Genomic DNA, 16,369 nt, shown 5'->3' with positions numbered 1-16,369 from the left:
TAGCGCGACAGGGCCTCAGAGGGTCGCCTGGATCGAGCTTATCAGGGCCGTGACGGCCTGCTTGTATTTCTCGAACTCCGGCGATGTCTGTCGGACCTGGGTTCTGGTCGTCTGCTGGTTCTGATCGGACGACGCCAAGCGGGTCACCTTCTGACCCATTTTCCGCTCGGCCCAGTCGACGACGTAGCTGGTGGTCTTGCCGGTAAGGAAAGGGTTGGCCTGGATCACGGCGGAGCCGAGCACTGCGCTCAATTGCGCCGAGCCGGGCGCCGCCAGCACCTGGGCAGCACCCTCCATGCCCAGGAAATGGCAGAGATAGAGCCGCCCGGCGGTGATCTGGTGGCCGCGGGCGCGAAGATAAGCTTCGCCCTCGCGCGCCAGATTGCGCACCATCTCGCGCGACAGCGTGGCATCGTAGCGGAGCGCGAGCAGGTCGGCGGTCGACAGCGAGCGGGCGAGATCGGGCCGATAGGTGTTCATCATCCGGATCCAGGTCTTGGTGATGAACTGACCGGCACCGGTCGCCGAGGAGAGCGGGTTCTTGGCTCGCGCTTTGCCGCCGCTTTCGACATGGACGATGCGGTCGGTCAGCGTCTCGACGGCAGCATCGCCGTAGCCGCCGCCGGCGCCGCCGGACGCATAGGTGGCGACCGTGGTGACCGTACCCAGCGGATCGATCGCCTGGCCGCCCTGGTAGAGCTCGAAATGCAGGTGCGGGCCGGTCGAAAGTCCGGTGGTGCCGATATAGCCGATGACGTCGCCGGCCTTCACCTTGGTGCCGACGCCGCTCGCGATGGCGAATTTCTGCATATGCGCGTAGCGCGTCTCGCGCCCGTTGGCATGCGTAATCTTCACCAGATTGCCATAGCTGCCGCCATCGCCCTGGAAGGTGATTTCGCCGTCGAAGGCGGCCATGATCGGCGTGCCGACCGGAGCGGCCCAGTCGACGCCTTTATGAATGCGAACGGTGCCCAGGATCGGGTGTTTGCGCGGGCCGAACGTCGAGGTCATCACCCCGCTCACCGGCGTGACCATGCCGTTGGTGACGTTGAGCGAGCGAACCTCGTCATTGCCCGTCACGCACGCATACTGGCCGTCGCTCTGCTGGAAGACGAAACAGTCGAGCGTCTTCTCCGTGCCCTGAACGCCGACATAGAGGACCCGTCCTGAGATTTCGCCCTGGCCGCGCGGCGTCTGCGAGTAGATCAGCACCAGCCGCTGGTCCTCGCTGGCGAAGGCGTCGAGATCCTGTCCTCGCGACAGATACATGATGGCCTCTCCGATCACGCTGGTCGGAACCTTGTTGCGCGCGGCCGTCGAATATATCGCATCGAGCAGGCGATATTGGCGCTTGGGCCCGCCTTCGTCGGATGCGCCTGAATAGTTGAAAAGGTCCTCCCGCACCCACGGGTCGACGCCCGACACGAACGCGCCCGCAGCATTGCGCGTCAGCGTGCCGACATAGACATTCCTGGCGTAGATCGAGACCTGCATAAGCGACATGGTGGTGGTCTCGCGGTTCGGCCTGAATCCGCGCATCGCCACGACAAAGCCCGCCCCCAGCCCGTCACGGTTGAACAGCGTCTTCAGCGCTTCGCCCGCCAGCTTCGCGTCGTCGGCGGAGAAATGCGCATCGGCGACGACGCTGTCCAGGCTGCGGTCGTTGAGGATTTTTACGAATGTGTCCTCGGTCGCCTCGAAGCGCTGGTATTCGCTGCTGACGGTCGCAACGGTCGTGTTGTTCTCGATCTGGGTCTTCTTGAAAGCGGGAAGGGCGGCCTCGCCCTGGTCGACGGTCTCGCCCCAGCCCGCTTCCGGATCATCGGCATCCGCCTTGGGCGCTGAACTGGCAGGAGCTTCGCTCTCGTCGGGTGCGGCCTGAAGGTCGTTCTCAAGATCGCCTTGCTGGTCGTCGGCTGCGCCCGGAGTGAGGGGGGCGGCTTGCCGATCCTGCGGCGCCGTTGCAGGAGATTTCGGCGCGGTCTGCCGCTGCGCCTGGAAGAAGGCGAAATCCTCCTGCGTCGAGGGGATCGTCGTCATGAATTTTTCGCTGGCGCTCAACATCACATCGGACAGGATTTCGATCTGCGGCGAGGCGCCGGAACTGTCGAGCTCGGCCGGGCGCGCGACGGTCTTGCCCTTGGCCGTGTCGGCATCGGGCGCGAGCGTGATCCACATCGGATTGCCGGCGAGGTCGATGATCGCCGGCACATAGACCGAAGCGTCGGGCGGCACGTCTTCCATCCCCTCGACCGGATGCAGTTCCTCGTCCTCGTCGCCGAAGGACCAGTAATCGCGTGTGAGGTAGAAACCCGTGGCTGCAGAGACGAGGACGAGTGCCGCAACGCCGGAAAGCACCCAGCGCCACAGCTTGCGGCGGCGCTCGGCCAGGCGCGCCTGCTTCTTCAGTTTGAAGCTCGTGTCGATGCTGTGCGTCACGGGCCGTTCCCGCTCAGGAAATAGGTCCAGCGCACCTGCTCCTGCGTGTCGACCTCGACAAAGCGCGCCGCGATATGGCCGCGCTGCCAGCATTCGTCGATGCCGCGGATCGAGAAGCGGCGCCGGTCGATGCACATCTCGATCGATCCGGTGAGGATCGCATGGCCGAAGACGTCCGTGGCGTAGATGTAGATGTAGCGGTTGGTCAGCTCCTCGCGGATGACGTTGACGCACTGGTTGGCGCCGATCGTCCACCAACCGTCGGTCTGGTCGGCATCGTCGACCTTCTGTCCGACGGCGAGGTTGACGACGTCGAGCGTCTGGTTGCAGACGGTGAATTCGGCATGTGCCTTGTTGACGGATAGCACGGAGAGCAACGCCGTGCCGGCAAGCGCAGCAAGCTTCATGCGGCCGATGCGATCAGCAACAGGCCGGATCGGTCCGCGCTCCTTGCGTGACTGGGACAGGGTGGAAGAGAGCAGGCGGCAGAGAACCATCGGCGTCCGCGCTATCCGCCAAGCCGGAAATACTTGGCGGTGGCCGAAAATCCGGAATCGTCCGCCTGGATCTCCTTAAGGATCCGGGGCAGCACTTCCGAGGCGGGGGTCGGGCCCGCGAACATCGCGGCCTGGACGTCCCGTGGCCCGGTGATCACCAGGATGACCTGAGGCAAAGCCTTGCCGGCCGCCTTGTCGTCAGCGGCGAGATCGATGGCGATCTTGAAGGTCGCCCTGTCCGGCTGCGCGACCATGCGGCTGTCGAGGTTGAAGGCGGTGCCATTGTGGTTGATCAGCAACACGCTGGAGATGAGCCCCCCGCGCGTCACCAGCGTGCCGCTGATAGGTGATCCGTCAGGCACCGATGTCCGGTCGAGCATGAGCTGCGGTCGTTCAGCCTCGCTTCGGTCGAGAAGGTGCAGGAAGGTGGGTACGCCGCATTGTGATGGGGTAATCAGGCGCACGCTGATGTCCGGCTCCACGTTGAACCTGGACTGGAACGCACCAAGCAGTTGCTCGAAAGGCTGCACGGCGGTTCCGAATCCCTCGATGGCCGCGGATGTGCCCGTTGCCGATGTCAGGGTCGCGTAGAAGCAATTGCCGCCGCTGAAGTCGCGCACCCAGGAGGCGCGCTGAGCCAACGCGTCGGTTTTGTTTGCCGGCGGCGGAACCTGGGGCTTTGGCAGATTGATTGCGACGTCGGTATTTTGAGATGGCTTGTTGGCCGGCGGTGGCTGCGGCAGTGGTGCCGGTTGTGTGGTCGAGACTTTCGGCCTTGCCGGCTGAGTAGCCGCTTCGGGCGCTGCCGGCTGGCGCGCAGTCGAAGCCGGCGCCTGATTTTGGTTTTCCTTAACTTGCGGCGCCGGCGTCTTCGACTTCGACAATTTGGACAGAGCGTCGACGAGGTCGGATGCGCTCGGTTTCGTCGCCGGCGGTTTTGCTTCCGGCGCCGCAGCAGCTTCCGCTGTCGGGCTCGACGGCTTTTGGTTTTCCGCTGCTTTCGGCAGGGGTGCCGGCAAGTTCTCGACCGACGGCTGAGCCGGTTCGGCCTCCGCCGGCTGCGAGGCTTTCGCCTGGTTGTTTTTGGCCAGGCTCTCTGAAAGGGCAGGCGGTGTCGGCTCGGATTTCTGTCCGAGCTCTACTTGCGCCTGTTTCTGGGCGGTCTTGTCCTGCGGTTGCGGCGCAGCCGATAGGGCAGGCTGTGTCGGCTTCTGCTCAGTCTCGGCCTGCTTCTGGACGGGTTGTGTCGTGTCTTGCGGTTGCGGCAGAGCCGGAGCGGCAGGCTTTGCCGGCTCAACGGCGGCTGAGCTGTCCGCCTTCGGTGCTTCCGGCTGCGGTTCGGCCGGCGCTTGCGGCCGAGGTTGCGGTGCCTCTGGCTGAGGCGTCGATGCCTCCACTACCGGCTTGGGCGCTTCCGCGACGGGTTTTGCTGCCGGCTTCGGCGTAAGAGGCCCAGGCTTTTCAACGGCAGGCGGAGTGACCAACGCGCCGCTCAAATAGACGCCGGCCGCCGCCAGGACTGCCAGAACCGCGACGCCGCCCGCTATAGCCGGGATCCGCGAGGGCTTTCGCTCCGCAGGTCGGTTTGAGGCACTGGCCGGAGCCGCCGCCGGCCTCGGTTGCGACAGGTGCGCAGGCCGCACATGCGGAACGAAACGCGGTTCGTCGGAGGCAGCAGAAGCCGGGGGACTGGAGTTTGGCAACGCCGTCCAGCCGGCGCGTGGCAAGCCGGATCGTTCGCGCGGAGCAAACGATCCGGGCGGCGGCAAGGTCGCGTCGAGGTCGTCGTCGCGCGTTGCCCTGGCGATCTCGGCCATGCTGGCGGGCCGGTCTTGAGGATCCGGCTGCAACATCGCTTCGATGAGCTCGCGGAAATCGGGATCGATGTCCGACAAGTCCGGCACGGTGCGGCGCTTCTCGATGACCTCATATTGCGAGCCGCTCATGTCGAGCGGCTTCCCGCGCAGCGCGGCGGCCAGCACCAGGCCGAGGCTGTAGATATCGGATTGCTCGCTGACCTCGCCGCCATAGAGGCCGAGCTGTTCGGGAGAGACGTAATTGTATTTGCCGGCGAATTTCCCGCCGATCAGCGTCTCGCCGCCGACATTCGCCGAGCGCGCGATGCCGAAGTCGATGATCTTGGCCCGCTCGACCCGGCCGCCCGGCAGGATGATGTTGTCGGGCGAAAGGTCGCGGTGGACCGCGCCGGCCTGATGGACGGCGCTCAGGCCCGAGGCGAGACGATGGCAAAGCCGACGCACGTCCGGTGGCGCCATCGGGCCGCGCCGCATGACATCGAACAGCGACTGGCCGTCGACGAACTCCATCGCCAGGTAGGGGCGGCCGATGCCCGGATCGATGGTGAAGACGTGGTATCGCACCACCGCGTCATGCGACAAATGGTTGAGGATCGAGGCTTCCTTGCGGAACAGCGACAGGATGGTTTGGTCGCGCGCGAACTCGGGCAGCACGATCTTGATCGCGACATGGTCGCCGGTCTGGATATTGTGGCCGCGATAGACTTCGCCCATGCCGCCGGATGCGATGCGCTCGTCAAGCTCGTAAATGCCGCTGAGCTGCGTGCCGACGCCGGTATTTGCGAGGTTCGGCGAAATCCGCGTCCTGTCGTCGTCGCTCATCTGTCTCAGCCCCTGGACCGATCCGTATCGAGCGGTCCGTTGCGTCCGTCGCCGATCCTGACCAGCACGATGGTGACATTGTCCGTTCCGCCGCGCGCCAGCACCGTCTCCAGCAGCTTCTCGCACGCGGCTTGCGGCGGCGCGGACTTCACCGCCGCTTCGATCTCCGCGTCGCCGACATGCGCGGTGAGCCCGTCGGTGCTCAATACGAAGATATCCCCCGGCATCAGCTCGCCTTGCTGAAAATCGATCTCGAGTTCGTCGCTGACCCCGACGGCGTGGGTGATCACATTGCGGCGCGGCCAGGTGAGCGCTTCCTCCGCGCTGATCATGCCCCGGTCTAGCAGCTCCTGGACTTCGGTATGATCCCTGGAAATCTGCGAGATAGCGCCGCCGCGTACCAGATAGATGCGGCTGTCGCCGGCCCACAGGCCCGCGAACCGCCCCTCCATGGCCAGCAGGGCGGCGAAGGTGGAGCCGATGGTGATGCCGCGCGAACGCGATATGTTGCGGATCTCGGCATTGGCGCGGCTCAGCCGGTCCTCGAAACGGGCGCGAAGGTCCGGCGCCGAGCTCGCAATGCCGATCGTCGCCAGGTGGTCGACGATGCTGGCCGAAGCGACCTCGCCGGCCTCATGGCCGCCCATTCCGTCGGCCACCACCCAAAGGCCGGCTTGTTGCTCGACCAGATAGTTGTCTTCGTTGTGGTCGCGCACACAGCCTTTGTGGCTGACGCCGAAACTCTCAATGGAAAGGGCGACAGTGCTCAATTTGCCACCAAGCGCTTCGCGAGCGTCCTCTGTGACGAACGATGGGCCGCGTGCCCAGGCCAGTTTGCCACAAGCGCATACTTTAGAGTATCAAAATGAAGGCGAGAGACGGTGCTGCTCGGGAACGATCCGATCGACCATGACGGCGCCATCTCAGAATGCCTTCGGACAGCTGAACCCGGACAGCGCCGGGAGCAGGAAGGGATTGGCGCCAGAGCCGCTCTCCATCTTGTAGGCGACATCGCGTCCGCCGATCACGAAGCGCGCCTCGGCGCCGGCGCCGTTGCTGGTGACGCTCGCCTTGTCCAGCAGGCGCTTCAGAGCCCATGGCCCTTCGAATTTGAGGGCGGACTCGCGGCCGGGCATCTCCGGCGTCAGGCTGAGGCTCGCGGATCCGGAAGCGCCGCCGCCCGGCCATGTCACCGTGCTCGGCGCATTGCCGGCCTGCGTGCTTTGCACCGTCTGCCCATCTACGTTGAGCACCGCGCTGTCGACCTCGCTGTTCAGAGAGGAGGGCGTGAAGGTGATCGAGACCGACGGCGCCGAACCGCCGGAGGGGAAGAAGGCGCTGCGGATTTCCGCCGCCGCCTGGAACGCCTTCAAGGTCGATTTGGCGAGGTCGCGGCTGGAGCGGGCCTCCTGCTTCCAGGTCCAGTCCTGGCCTGTCATGTCGATCAGCGGCGCCAGGTTCTGCGCAAAGAACCGGTCCATCAGGCCGCCCGGTGCGAACAGCTTGGCGAAATCGGCAAGAGAGATTTCCTCGCTGCCGTCGCCGGCAAAGGGATAGTGGCCGTTGACGGCTTCCTCGCAGGGGCGCGTGACCGTCTCGTCGAGCATCTGGTTGAGGTTGGCTACCGAAGTCTCGGCGACATTGCCTTCGAACTCGTCCGCCGTCGCGTCGACCATGCGCGCGAGCTGCTTGGGCAGGCGCGAGGCATTGGCGCGCATCGTCGAAATCTGCAGCTTCAGGTTCGCGTTGACGCGCTCCGTCTGCGCGGGGACATCCGCTGCCAGCTTCAAGCTCTGGTAGATGTCGTGGAAGTTTTGCGTCAGCGCATCGAGCGGGCGGCGACCGCTGGAGCCGCTCACCAGCGCTTGGAACGGCCTGAACTGCGCCTCGACGGTGGCGCCGGCATTCTGCGTGGCGGACGAGCTTGCCCCGGCGCGGCTCTGCGACTTGCCGCCGGCGATCTGCAGACCGATGCGGGCGAGACCCTTGGCCATAACGACCGGGTCCTGCTGCGCCGTTCCGGTGTCGCCTGCGAAGGCGGCGCCGTCTTTTGTCAGGGCGGTTTCATCGGCAATGGCCGTGAACAGCCGGTCCAGCGGCGAGCCCGGCGAGGCGGCGGCCGAGAGCGTGATATATTGCGGCTTGTCCTTCAGCATCGCCTTGAATTTCAATTGGTCGAGCGCGCCGTTCCAGGCGGAGGCGAACTCCTTGCCGTAGCGATCGATGAGTTCGGGGCCGAGCCTGGGCAGGTCCTGATCGATGCCGCCCTGCTCGCCGCCGCCGCCGAGAACCCACTGGTCATCGACCAGCATTTGCGCGATGCGCGAGAGCTGCGGCAGGTAGAAACCGTTGAACCCCGCCTTGGTGTAGAGGCCGGGAACGCCAAGGTCGGCGAGCTCTGCGCCGTCCATGCGTTCGAACAGCAGCTGCGCCTCCGGACCGGCTTTGGCGGCAACGGAAAAATCCTGGAGCCTTGCCGCATAGACCGCCGATCTGATCAGCGCCGACGCGCGGTCGGCAAGGCTCATGCGTCCGAGCGAGCGTTGCGCGGCCTCGACCAGCGGCTGGTTGAGCTCGAACACCGGCTCGTAGGCATCGTCGAGCGCCAGCATGGCGCGCAGATGCTTTTCGAGCTGCGCGCGGCCTTCGCGGTTGTTCTCGCCGGGGTAGCGGTTTTCCACCCAATCCTGCTTCATCCAGGAGACGATCAACTCGTCGTCGACCTTGGGCGCCTTGCCGCCCAGCATCAGATAGATCTTCAACGGTTCGTAGAGCGCGATCGGGTCGGCCATCTTGGCCTGGATCGTGCGCTCCGCCTGAACCAGCAGACGCGAGCGGAAGCTACGCTCCAGCGCCTGCCGATAGGCGGATTTGGACGCCGACAGAAGCCTCTCCCGCTGGCTGAGCCCGAAACTCTCCTCGATCGGCTTCGTTTGGCCGGCGGTCTCATATCCCGCCGGCAGGTTGCGCAGTTGATCGAGCGGGCCGATGACGTTCTCGAGGTCGACATCGGTAACTGTCGTGCTCCTGAGCAGCGAATCCGCGCTGTCGCGATACTGCGCCATCGCCTGTCTCGTGGAGCCGATCAGCGACTTGTTGGCAAAGTAGCTGAGGCCCAGCACGCCGAGCGCTGCAAAAGCTGCCAATGCGATTGCGGCGAGGCTGCCAAACCTGGCGAGCCTGGCGCGCCGCTCCGCTGTCCTGTCGAACGAGACCCAGCCGGCCTCGGGGAAGATCACCTTCGCCAGAAGATCATGCAGGAAAAAGCTCTTGCCGGTACCGGAAAAATGCGCCTGCGAAGCACTGCCGAAATTGCGGCCGATCGCGCCCAGCACTTGGTCGATCGGTGTTCCTTCCTGCGTGCCCGACGAGAAATAGAGGCCGCGCAGGCTGACATTCACGTGGGCCCGCGAGGCATCGAAAAGGCTGGTGACGAACCGCACGACGCGGGTTCGCAGCGCGGCGAATTGGGCCGGGAAGCCGAAGATCGCGATGCGCGCCACCGGATCGGTCTCGTCCTGCAGGCGGTCGGCGATCTCGTCCGCAAGCTGCCTGGCCAGCGCGTCGAACTCGGCCGAGGTTTCGCTGACCATGTTCCTGTTGCGGTCGGTGGTCTGGAACGTCGCACCCCAGACCTTGCGCCGCCGTGCCTCGTCGAAATCGCCGAAATAGTCCATGAAGCCGGCAACGAGGTCCGCCTTGGTGAAGAGCAGGTAGACCGGGAACTGGATCTTCAGCGTCTCGTGCAGCTCCCGCAGCCGGCTTCGTATCTCGGTGACATGCGCATCGAGCTGCTGGTCGTCGAAGCCGATCAGATCGGCGACGCTGATGGCGAGGATCACGCCGTTGATCGGCTGCCGGGTGCGGTACTTCTTGAGCAGTCCAAGGAAGCCGAGCCAGCTCGCCTTGTCGCGCTCGGCATCCGAATCCTGCGTCGTGTAGCGGCCGGCCGTATCGATCAGCACGGCATCCTCGGTGAACCACCAGTCGCAGGACCGCGTGCCGCCGACTCCGGCCAGCGGCTGGGCATTGCCGGAGCCGGCAAGCGGAAATTTCAGCCCCGAATTGACCAGCGCCGTCGTTTTGCCGGCGCCCGGCGGGCCGATGATGATGTACCAGGGGATCTCATAGAGGAAGTTGCGCCTGCCGCTCGACTGCTTCAGGGTCGCGATGGCCTCGCTCATACGCGCTTCGAGCACCCCTGAATCGTCGTTGCGGTCGCCGCTGCGAACGATGCCCGTCTCAATCGCCTTCTGCGCCTTGCGCGCTTGCCAGAAGCGGATGCCGTAGAAGAGCGCGAGCAGCGCGACGGCCACGCCGATGATCGTTGTCCGGAGCCAGACCGGTCCGAGCGGACGTGTATCGGCATACCGGATCAGCGGCCCGGCATACCAGACCGCAGCCGAGAAGCCGGCAAGCGCGAGCAGGCTGAACAGCCGCAGCACCCAGCGCATCAGTGCCGCTCCACGCCGCGCGCGCTCACAACGTCTCCTCCTTCGGGATCATCACGTCGATGCGGCGGTTTCTGGCGCGGCCATCAGCCGTCGCATTGTCGGCGATCGGTTCGTCCTCGCCCTTGCCGTCGACCGCGACCCGCGACGGGTCCTTGAGCTCGTTCGCCACCATCGCCTGGACGGCTTTGGCGCGCGCGACGGAAAGATCGAAGTTCGATTTGAACTGGCTCGACTTTTTCGGCTTCACATTGTCGGTGTGGCCGACGATCCATATCGGTCCGGGCTCGGCATTGAGAGCCGTGGCGATGTCCGCCGCAATGGGCTGGAACTCCGGCTTCAGCTCGGCTTGCCCGGGCGCGAACAAGAGCTGGTTGCTGATTTCGACCACGATGAAGTTGCCCTTTGTGCCGACCGTCAGCCCGCCGCCGGCGATTTCGTTGGCGAGCGCGGCGCGGATGCGGTCGATCTGGGTGATGGTGGGAACGTCGATCTGGGTGACGGTGGGAAGGGCAGGCGGCGACGGGGTGGCTTCCGGCGGGGCGGGTACCGCCGGCTCGGCAACAGGAGCGACGCTCGCGCGCTCGATGGTGACCGGCGTCGAGGGATTGAGCGCCAGCAATTCGCCGGCTGTTGCGTCGCCCTCGTCGGTGATCAGGATCCGTAGTCCGAAGAAGGCCGCCGTGACCAGGGTCGCGGCGGCGGCCGCGACCGCCCATAGCGGCAGCCGCGCCTGGGGCTTTGACAACGCCGCCGCCATGCCTTGCCAATGGGGCGAGATGTCGTCCCCGGCGCGCGGTTGAAAATAGCGGATCGTGTCGTAGACGTCGCGCCGGACGCGTTCGAGCGCGTCCCGTTCGCCGACCCTCCCACGATACTGCCCCTCGAACCCGAGCGACAGGCAGGCATGCATCAGTTCGAGCAGGTCGTTATGACCCTCCGGCCGGCCCAGGATCTTGTTCAGCGCCTCGTAGAAACCGGCGCCGGTGGGCTTGGTGTGGAAGAACCGAGCCACCAGGCTGTGCGCGCTCCAGCCGTCGTCCTTCGGCCAGGGCAGGTTGGCGACCAAATCGTCGGCGGTTTCGCATACAGCAAATTTAGCAATCCGGGCGTCTTCCTCGGCGATGCCGGCTTTCGCCATCTCCCGCTCGAAAGTCTCGATCGCTTCGGTGATGTGCTCTGCCAAAGGGGCCGCCTGCCGCTCGACCGGCATCAGCCGCAGCTGGCTGAACAGCACCAGCAAGGGCGCCGCCGCAGCGAGGACTGGATTTGCCGCGGCGTATTTCACGCCATCCGCGGCGCTGAGCAGGATTTCCTGTTGCAATGCGGGTGCCGCCGCTGCAGCCCCTGGAACCGCGTTTTGAACGACCACGGTTCCGGAGGACCAGCCTGTCGGCATCCGCCTGCCGACACCGGCGTCGAAAACCGTCGATTCCCTGGCGGGTGGCGCAGCGGGCTCAGCGCCAGCCGAAGAAGAACTCGCGGGAGCCGCGGGCGAGCGTTGTCTTGGCCGTGGCGCTCGGATGACGGTCTTGTCCGCCGGCCGGGAGGGATCGTCCTTCGAACTCATCGGCGATCCACCGTCGCGGCGCGGCGAACATTTCCTTGACGGGAAATGAGGTCGGCTTGCGGCTTTTCAAGCCGAGCTTTGGGGGCGGGCCGGATGGAAAGGCTCATCTCGCCGAAACATGACATTGCTGCACACGCCCCAAGCCACGCCGCTTTGCCCGCCAGGCAAGCTTCCGTACGCTATCCTAACCGTACAGGCAGCTGATTGAAATCGGAAAGCAGGATGCTCGAAGCAGCGCTTTCTTCTGTGAGACCCGTCACATAGCCCGGGTCCACCTACTTCTGCTTGCTGGCCTTGGCATAGGCTTCGCTGAAATAGACCAGGAAGACGTCGAGCATGCCGTTTTCATGCTTCTCCTCCATCGTCCGCCAGGTGGCGACGAGGGCATCCCACGCCTGGCTCTTCTTGGATGAGAAGGAGGCCGGCGGGAGCTTCCTGGCGATGGCTTCCGGCGACAGGTCGTCGAGCAGCCTGGAAAGCGCTGCCTGCATGGCGGCGTAAGTTGCCAATTCATGCGTCTTGAGGTCCCGGAAGGCGTCCTCGACGCTGTGCGCGGCGTCGAGATAGCCGGTCCGGCGTTTGGCGAACATGATCTCCAGTATGTCGTCGGTGCCGGGAACGAATTTCAGCGGGTTGTTGTTTTCGGCGCTGATCATCGTGCGGTTGGCGCTCTTGGCCAGCACCTTGGCCGCCGCGCGCGCCTTAAGCAGCAGCGACAGTTGCTCGACCGTGGTTCTGAGCACGGTACCGATCTCGGCGGCCACCTCATGCGGATCGCGCGATTGAAACAGGTCGGGCGAAATGCCGGCCGCCCTTGCGATATCCTGCAGCAGCATATCGGTTCCCGCCGGCTGGCTACCCGGCTTCGCCGGCGCTGGGGGCGGCCGCAGCGCCGAAGATGTCGATGCCGCTCCCGTCCCGGGCCGCTGTTCCGTCCGACTGAAGAAGGGCTCTTTGCCGAGCTCCAGCGGTCTGCCCGTCGATGGCGGCAGTTCGCGTTGCGTCGACGCTGGCCGGGTTCGCGGGTGGCCGGCGGCGGCGCCTTCCTCGTCAATTGATACCGCAACGACATAGCGGCCGATCAGCATCCGATCGCCATGCGCCAGCCGATGCGGACCGGCCATGCGCTGACTGGAGCCGTTGACGAAAGTGCCGTTGCGCGAGATGTCGTAGAGCCAGAAGCCGCCCGCCTGGAAGCGGACTTCGCAATGCCGGCCCGAGATGATCTTGTCCGGATCGGAAAGCGTCCAGTCGCAATTCTCGCGCCCGATCTCGAAACTGCGGTCGCGGGCGGCGTAGCTCGCGGCGGCGCCGGATGGCAGCCTGTCGACATTGCTGATCTGGAGCGAGATGAACATCCGGAAGCGTCGCCGAACTTGGTCAACAAATGCTTATTCTTCACGCAACTCCGAACGGAAAATCGCTATGCGGTGTTCCGGGAATTGCCCTGGCATTCTAGCAGCTTGCGAGCGCGGCGGGACAGGAGCGTTTCACACCGGCGCTTGGCGGGTTTAGCCACAGCTGTTGTTTGGCCGCCACCAAACATGTGCTAGGCTGAAAAAGGTCCAGTGCGGTGGGTGCGAAAAGTTCCCGAACGTGATGCGGTTAACATAGCGGGGGCTTCAATCCATCATACTGGCGGCCGCGTCCAGGAGGGGCACGACCCATGCCGAACGAACGCGCCACGGTTGTGCAGACACCCGTCGGCGGCGATGTGCTGACCTTCACCCATCTCGTCGGGCGCGACGAGATCAGCCGTTGTTTCGCCTATACGGTCGGTTTCGTCTCCAAGAGCCAGGACGTCGATCCGCTGAAGATGCTGGGCGGCGTCGTTTCGGTCGAGGGCGAATCCGATCCGAAACGCTGGTTCAGCGGCCTTGTGTCGGAATTCAAGCTCATCCGCATCGAGGACAGGCTCGCCTTTTACGAGGCGATGGTCAGGCCATGGCTCTGGTTCCTCGGCAACACCACCGATTGCCGCATCTTTCAGAATATGACGGCGGTCGAGATCGTCGAGAAAATCTTCTCGAAATACGGCATCGCGAAATTCGAGAAGCGGCTGCAAGGGTCTTATCCGCAGCGCGAATATTGCGTCCAGTATGACGAGAGCGATCTGGATTTCGTGCAACGGCTGCTCGAGCACGAGGGCATCTTCTATTTCTTCGAGCATGACGAGGGCAAGCATACCCTGGTGCTCTGCGACGCGATGAGCAAGCTGAAGGCAGCGCCCGGCTATGAGAAGGTGCTCTACAATTTCGAGGGCCAGGGCTCGCGACGCGACGTCGAATACATCACCGAATGGATTCCCGGCAGCGCGGTGCGGCCGGGGGCCTATGCCCACACCGACTTTGATTTCGAGAAGCCCGGCGCGGATTTGATGGCGAAGTCCGCCCAGCCGTTCAGCCACAAGGAGGCCGCGGGCGAGAACTACCGTCAGCCCGGCGCGCATCTCGACGTCGGGCGAGGCGACACGATTGCGGGAATTCGCCGCGAGGAACTCCAGGCGGTGCACCAGCGCAGCACGGCGGTGGGCACCGTGCGGGGCCTTTTCTCCGGCTGCAAGTTCAAGCTGGAAAGCTTTTCGCGCGACGACCAGAACCAGGACTATCTGGTGATCAGCGCCGAATACCGGCTGTTCGACCCGGGCTACCGGACCCAGAACGAGGCCCATAGCGAGAATTTCAAGGTGGTGCTCGGCGTGGCGCCCACCAAATTGCCCTACCGGCCGCCGCGCATCACGCCGCGGCCGATCATGCGCGGTCCGCAGACGGCGACGGTGGTCGGCCCTTCGGGCGAAGAAATCTTCACCGACAAATATGCGCGCGTGAAGGTGCAGTTCCACTGGGACCGCCTCGGCAAGAAGGACCAGAACTCTTCCTGCTTCGTGCGCGTGTCGCAAACCTGGGCCGGCAGCGGCTGGGGTTTTATCCAGATTCCGCGCATCGGCCAGGAGGTGATCGTCGACTTCATCGAAGGCGATCCGGATCTGCCCATCATCACCGGCCGGGTATACAACGCCTCGCAGATGCCGCCGTACGGGCTGCCGGGCAATGCGACGCAGTCGGGCTGGAAGTCGAACTCCTCGAAAGGCGGCGGCGGTTACAACGAGCTGATGTTCGAGGACAAGGCGGGCTCCGAACTGGTCAATTTCCAGGCGCAGAAAGACCACCACCTGCTGATCAAGCACGACCGCAACAAGCTGGTGCAGCACGACCAGTCCGACCGCATCGACCACGACGCCAAGCACTCCGTCGGCCACAACCTCGACGAGGACGTCGGCAATAACAAGACGGTCAAGATCGGCGTCGACCAGACGACGAATATCGGGTCGAACGACACCGAAACGGTGGGCGCCAACCGGTCGCTGACGGTGCATGCGAATGAGACCATCCACATTGTTGAGAATTCGACGGAGAATATCGACGCCAACCACTCGCAGACGGTGGGGCTGGTGCAGACGGTGACGGTGGGAGCCGCGCGTATGGATACAGTTGGGGCGGCTGAGGCGAGGACCGTGGGCGCTTCGCAGACGAACACGATCGGCGCGTCGCGATCTGTCACTGTGGGAACGGCACAGAGTCATCAGATCGGTGCCGACGACAGCTGGAATGTCGCTTCAAATCAGGACGTGACGATCGGCGGCAGCCAAACTGTTAACATCGCCGGCGATCAGAAGTCGAAGATCGGCAAGGGAAGGCGTACCGAAATCGCCACTGATGACGGGACCAAGGTGGGAGGCGCCCACGAGTTGCGGATCGCGAAAGCGAGCATGGTTCAAATCGGCGACGACGGGAAAATCAATGTCGGCAAGACGTTTTTGCTCGAGGCCGGCGATTCGATTGCGCTCAAATGCGGATCTGCAGCGATTACGATGAAGAAGGACGGTACCATCACCATCGAGGGCAATGACATAACTATCAAAGGGTCCGGCAAGATCAATGTGAAGGCCTCGGGCAACATTACAATGAAGGGTTCCGAGATAAAGCAAAACTGAGGGTGCACCATGGCGGCGACAAAAGAACGGATTGAAGGCGTGGTGATAGGCCTCTTCTTGGGTTTCGGCGAGGATTCACCTCTCGTGGTGTTTCCAGGCAATCCGAAGGAGACTGCCGTATCGGCGAGAAGCCTTGCGGAACTGACTTCCGACATGATCGGCGCTGAGGTAGCGTTGCTGTTTCAGGATGGCGACCCAGGTCGACCGCTGATTGTGGGCCGGATAGTTGATTCAGCGACCAAACCGAATGCGCCACACGTCATTCGCGACGGAGAACATATGCGCATCACGGCGGACGAGCGCATCGAGCTTCGCTGCGGCAAGGCAACAATCATCATGGAAAAAGACGGTCGTATCACCATCCGCGGCACCTATGTAACGAGCCATGCCAGCGCCACGAACCGCATTCGTGGGGGATCCGTGAATCTCAACTAATGGCCAAGGTCGTTCTGCGCGAGATAGTCCGACAGCACGCCGAAATGGCGGCGTTTCTCTGGACAGTCTACGATCGCCACCTGCTGCACCCCCATGAGAACCCCGATATGGACGGAGAGCGGCTCGCCAGACTTGTGGAGCGGCTCGATGCTCATCTCGATGGCCTTCGGGTGGCTGGCGAAGTGGGACGTGAGATCGCTGAAGCGCTCTATGCCGAATACCCGGAATCTGGCGAACTGTTCGTCTTGCGGATGTTGGTGAACGGCGCGCCCAAGCGAGTTGCCGAACTGGATCTCGCCAAAGTGCGGTCATATCTGTCAACGAACGGACACTATTAACGAGCG

Annotated in this window: 11 protein-coding genes; 3 read left to right on the top strand and 8 right to left on the bottom strand. The window is 64.1% G+C overall.

The annotated features are described in order from the left end of the window. Positions 1 to 15: 15 nt before the first annotated feature. The 8 genes from CK221_RS00955 to tagH all read right to left on the bottom strand — a co-directional run bounded on the left by CK221_RS00955 (position 16) and on the right by tagH (position 12,954). Positions 16 to 2,439 carry a M23 family metallopeptidase gene (locus tag CK221_RS00955; RefSeq protein ID WP_095776317.1) on the bottom strand — a complete coding sequence of 808 codons (2,424 nt, stop codon included), beginning with the start codon at positions 2,437 to 2,439 and terminating at the stop codon, positions 16 to 18. Beyond that, positions 2,436 to 2,846 carry a DUF1036 domain-containing protein gene (locus CK221_RS00950; RefSeq protein WP_066989410.1) on the bottom strand — a complete coding sequence of 137 codons (411 nt, stop codon included), beginning with the start codon at positions 2,844 to 2,846 and terminating at the stop codon, positions 2,436 to 2,438. The genes CK221_RS00955 and CK221_RS00950 overlap by 4 nt, the downstream gene beginning before the upstream one ends. 101 nt (positions 2,847 to 2,947) lie before the next feature. Continuing rightward, on the bottom strand, positions 2,948 to 5,575 hold the full coding sequence (locus CK221_RS00945; RefSeq protein WP_095776316.1) for a serine/threonine-protein kinase: 2,628 nt from the start codon (positions 5,573 to 5,575) through the stop codon (positions 2,948 to 2,950). A gap of 5 nt (positions 5,576 to 5,580) precedes the next feature. After that, positions 5,581 to 6,345 carry a protein phosphatase 2C domain-containing protein gene (locus tag CK221_RS00940; protein ID WP_095776315.1) on the bottom strand — a complete coding sequence of 255 codons (765 nt, stop codon included), beginning with the start codon at positions 6,343 to 6,345 and terminating at the stop codon, positions 5,581 to 5,583. Between the two features lie 153 nt (positions 6,346 to 6,498). Continuing rightward, the gene (tssM, locus tag CK221_RS00935; RefSeq protein ID WP_179295052.1) at positions 6,499 to 10,029 is read right to left on the bottom strand and encodes a type VI secretion system membrane subunit TssM; all 3,531 of its coding nucleotides are present in this window, start codon (positions 10,027 to 10,029) and stop codon (positions 6,499 to 6,501) included. A gap of 25 nt (positions 10,030 to 10,054) precedes the next feature. Beyond that, on the bottom strand, positions 10,055 to 11,350 hold the full coding sequence (tssL, locus tag CK221_RS00930; protein ID WP_245430553.1) for a type VI secretion system protein TssL, long form: 1,296 nt from the start codon (positions 11,348 to 11,350) through the stop codon (positions 10,055 to 10,057). A gap of 133 nt (positions 11,351 to 11,483) precedes the next feature. Then, the gene (locus CK221_RS30625; protein ID WP_245418631.1) at positions 11,484 to 11,666 is read right to left on the bottom strand and encodes a hypothetical protein; all 183 of its coding nucleotides are present in this window, start codon (positions 11,664 to 11,666) and stop codon (positions 11,484 to 11,486) included. Between the two features lie 205 nt (positions 11,667 to 11,871). After that, complete coding sequence (gene tagH, locus CK221_RS00925; RefSeq protein WP_095776312.1) at positions 11,872 to 12,954, bottom strand: type VI secretion system-associated FHA domain protein TagH; 1,083 nt, start codon at positions 12,952 to 12,954, stop codon at positions 11,872 to 11,874. A 308-nt stretch (positions 12,955 to 13,262) separates the two neighbouring features. On the opposite strand from tagH, the gene tssI reads away from it, so the two are divergent. The 3 genes from tssI to CK221_RS00910 are packed head-to-tail and all read left to right on the top strand — an operon-like array spanning position 13,263 to position 16,363. Next, positions 13,263 to 15,590: a type VI secretion system tip protein VgrG gene (gene tssI / locus CK221_RS00920; RefSeq protein WP_095776311.1), complete on the top strand. Its 2,328-nt coding sequence runs from the start codon at positions 13,263 to 13,265 to the stop codon at positions 15,588 to 15,590. A gap of 9 nt (positions 15,591 to 15,599) precedes the next feature. After that, positions 15,600 to 16,025 carry a DUF6484 domain-containing protein gene (locus tag CK221_RS00915; protein ID WP_095776310.1) on the top strand — a complete coding sequence of 142 codons (426 nt, stop codon included), beginning with the start codon at positions 15,600 to 15,602 and terminating at the stop codon, positions 16,023 to 16,025. After that, on the top strand, positions 16,025 to 16,363 hold the full coding sequence (locus CK221_RS00910) for a hypothetical protein (protein ID WP_095776309.1): 339 nt from the start codon (positions 16,025 to 16,027) through the stop codon (positions 16,361 to 16,363). Before CK221_RS00915 ends, CK221_RS00910 begins: the two co-directional genes overlap by 1 nt. Positions 16,364 to 16,369: the final 6 nt, after the last annotated feature.

The organism is Mesorhizobium sp. WSM3868 (assembly GCF_002294785.1).
Taxonomy (GTDB): Bacteria; Pseudomonadota; Alphaproteobacteria; order Rhizobiales; family Rhizobiaceae; genus Mesorhizobium.
This window is presented reverse-complemented; position numbering and strand designations above follow the sequence as displayed.

What these genes read in the sequence shown, in the direction of transcription:
- CK221_RS00910 (WP_095776309.1), top strand. Translation starts at nt 16,025, where the DNA reads ATGGCCAAGGTCGTTCTGCGCGAGATAGTCCGACAGCACGCCGAAATG.
- tssM (WP_179295052.1), bottom strand. Translation starts at nt 10,029, where the DNA reads ATGCGCTGGGTGCTGCGGCTGTTCAGCCTGCTCGCGCTTGCCGGCTTC.
- CK221_RS00945 (WP_095776316.1), bottom strand. Translation starts at nt 5,575, where the DNA reads ATGAGCGACGACGACAGGACGCGGATTTCGCCGAACCTCGCAAATACC.
- CK221_RS00915 (WP_095776310.1), top strand. Translation starts at nt 15,600, where the DNA reads ATGGCGGCGACAAAAGAACGGATTGAAGGCGTGGTGATAGGCCTCTTC.
- tssI (WP_095776311.1), top strand. Translation starts at nt 13,263, where the DNA reads ATGCCGAACGAACGCGCCACGGTTGTGCAGACACCCGTCGGCGGCGAT.
- CK221_RS00950 (WP_066989410.1), bottom strand. Translation starts at nt 2,846, where the DNA reads ATGAAGCTTGCTGCGCTTGCCGGCACGGCGTTGCTCTCCGTGCTATCC.
- tagH (WP_095776312.1), bottom strand. Translation starts at nt 12,954, where the DNA reads ATGTTCATCTCGCTCCAGATCAGCAATGTCGACAGGCTGCCATCCGGC.